The 3,014-nt window shown below is 39.3% G+C and carries 2 protein-coding genes and 1 pseudogene; 1 reads left to right on the forward strand and 2 read right to left on the reverse strand.

The features are described from left to right. Positions 1 to 1,327 (reverse strand): aminotransferase-like domain-containing protein (locus BZK16_RS13705; RefSeq protein WP_143691197.1); only part of this gene is annotated, 1,327 nt, incomplete at its 3' end. Positions 1,328 to 1,411: 84 nt separating this feature from the next. On the opposite strand from BZK16_RS13705, the pseudogene BZK16_RS14930 reads away from it, so the two are divergent. Then, positions 1,412 to 2,290 (forward strand): annotated as a pseudogene (locus BZK16_RS14930) (DMT family transporter). An 87-nt stretch (positions 2,291 to 2,377) separates the two neighbouring features. On the opposite strand, the gene BZK16_RS13715 reads toward BZK16_RS14930, so the two are convergent. Beyond that, a partial coding sequence (locus BZK16_RS13715; protein WP_269845033.1) for an SbcC/MukB-like Walker B domain-containing protein occupies positions 2,378 to 3,014 on the reverse strand: 637 nt, incomplete at its 5' end.

Here is a 3,014-nt window from a genome sequence, read left to right on the forward strand (position 1 = left end):
CAATATGATTAATCAGTACTTGCTTTACTTTCAACAATGCTGATTTTAATACATCTAACTCAACTGATCCCAATGCAATTCGAATCGCATGTGGCACATTGTTATTCGTTGCAAAAGGTTCGGCGGTAGAAATCGAAATACCCAAATCCAATAAATCTTTAGCAACAGCGTCTGCACGTACTTCTTCAGGCAACAGTAACCAAATAAAATAAGAAGATGAATGAGCAATGATTTCTATATTATCCAAAATTTCATGGGCAATCATTTGACGATATTGTGCATCTTTGCGCTTTTTTGCTTCCAACTGTAAAACAGTGCCTGAATCTAACCAATCACACAATAACCTTGTAAGAATCGCGGGCGTATTCCATGTTGTGCAACGTATCACCCTCTCTAATGTCGATATTAACTCTATTGGTGCAACCATAAATCCCACTCGCAATCCTGTCGCAACACTTTTTGAGAATCCTGAAATATATAATGTTTTCTCAGGAATGATTTGAGCCATTGGCAATGGTGCATTGTCTATTAAAAAGGCATAAGCACCATCTTCTATGATCCACAAATCATATTGCTTTGCCAATTCAGCCAATAATAATCGCTCCGATAATGGCATCACATAACCCATTGGATTGTGTAATGTTGGCATCGTATAAATTGCCTTAACATTGCGAGTTTCACACAACTGAGATAATGCATCTAAATCTAATCCTTGATAAGACATTGGCAAGGCAACCATTTCAAAATGATATAAATCAGCCAAAATTTTAAAACCTGGATATGTCAATGCATCCACAACTACAACATCACCAGGTTTCAGCAAACTCATAGCTGCAATGGTTAAACCATGTTGTGCACCACTTGTGATGACAATATGCTCTGATGTTGTATCAATACCACGATGCTGTAAATATTGAGCAACTGCTGATCGCTCATGCTGGCGCCCAATGTGAGGCTGATAACGTAATAATGTTTCTAAATCCCCTGCACTACTCAATTGTCTTAATGATTGTCTAAACAATTCAGTTTGTGATGGCAATGATGGATAATTAAAATTGAGATCAATCACATCAGAAGAAATACGTTGTTCAATGCCCAATCCTGGTGGCAATGTAAGTTCTCGAACAAATGTGCCGCGCCCAGCTTCACCACTGATCAACCCCATAGATTCTAATTCTGCGTAAACTCTACTTGCAGTTACCAACGACATTTTATGTTGTTTAGCCAAATCACGATGCGTGGGCAAGCGTGTACCAGATGTTAAAGAACCATCACGAATTTTTTGGGCAAATTCATCCACTAATAATTTATATCTTGCTCGAGCCATATTGTATCCATGACAATTTTTTGATTGTCATTATATTGCGCCATAAGATGAGCAAATACAATATCAAGGCTCAAAGGCAATTACATGGATAAGATACAAAGCAACTCTACACAAGGTTGGATCAATGGATTCATTGGCGTACTCATTTTTAGTGGATCTTTACCCGCAACGCGCATGGCGGTTATGGATTTTGATCCTACATTTTTAACAGTTGCTCGTGCGACTATAGTAGGATTACTTGCTTTATCATTACTCATATTGCTGAAAGAAAAGCGCCCAGATAAAACTCATTTAATTCCCTTATTAATCATTTCCATGGGCGTAGTTGTAGGCTTTCCTTTATTAACTGCTTTTGCATTACAAACAATTACTTCTGCCCATTCGTTAGTCTTTCTTGCGCTATTACCTTTATCTACCGCGATATTTGGCGTTATTCGTGGGCAAGAAAAACCTCAAAAAATCTTTTGGGTATTTTCTATTACGGGTAGCTTACTCATCATGGCTTTTGCTTTATCAGAAGGCTCACAAGCTAACTTAACAGGGGATTTATTAATGGTAGCTGCGATCATTGTTTGTGGCTTAGGTTACGCAGAGGGCGCTAAGCTTTCCAAAACATTAGGTGGTTGGCAAGTAATTTGTTGAGCTTTAGTGTTATCTCTACCAATGATGTTGTTACTTATGATTTTCAATATGCCACATAACTTAGATAATGTTCGCTTACCTGCTTGGTTAAGCCTATTTTATGTAAGCCTTTTTAGCATGTTGATTGGCTTTATCTTTTGGTATCGCGGGCTTGCACAAGGTGGTATTGCTTCAGTTGGGCAACTGCAATTACTACAGCCATTCTTTGGTTTAGCTTTAGCCGCATGGCTACTGAATGAACCTGTTAGCATGGTGATGATCATTTGTACCATTGGTGTCATCGCTTGTGTTGCAGGTTCAAAAAAGTTCGCCAAGTCATAGATTATTGTATCCGCTCACAACCCGGCCCAATNACCATTGGTGTCATCGCTTGTGTTGCAGGTTCAAAAAAGTTCGCCAAGTCATAGATTATTGTATCCGCTCACAACCCGGCCCAATAATTTCACTTCTACCACCGTTCATTGGCTTGACGCGAATCTGAGTTTGGATTCGCTCTTTTAATGCCGAAACATGGGAAATGACACCAATCAATTTCCCTTCACCATGCAAATTGGATAATACGGCAAGCGCTGTATCCAGCGCTTCTTCATCCAATGTACCAAAACCTTCATCCAAAAATAGCGAATCCACTCGCACTTTTCTACTTGCCATTTTGGATAAACCCAGCGCCAAAGCTAAGCTGATGATAAAGCTTTCTCCACCTGAAAGATTTTTAGTGGAACGCTCTTCGCCCGCTTGGTAATTATCCATCACATTCAGTTTTAAAGGTTCCGCTTTATCACGCATTAGTAGATAACGATCTGTCATTTTCTCTAATTGGCGATTGGCATGATTCACCATCAATTCAAACGTTAAGCCTTGAGCAAAATTACGATACTTTTTACCATCTGCTGAACCAATCAAACCATGCAGTTTATCCCATCTTTGGCATTCAGCTCGCTGAGCATCAATGGCAGATTTCTTCTCCGCAATTCGACTGAGTGCTTTGCCATTTTCGCTTAATTTAAATTCCAATTGTGCCAATTGCTCTTGCTGCTCTATCCAA

This window comes from Wohlfahrtiimonas populi (assembly GCF_002006795.1).
Lineage (GTDB): Bacteria > Pseudomonadota > Gammaproteobacteria > Cardiobacteriales > Wohlfahrtiimonadaceae > Wohlfahrtiimonas > Wohlfahrtiimonas populi.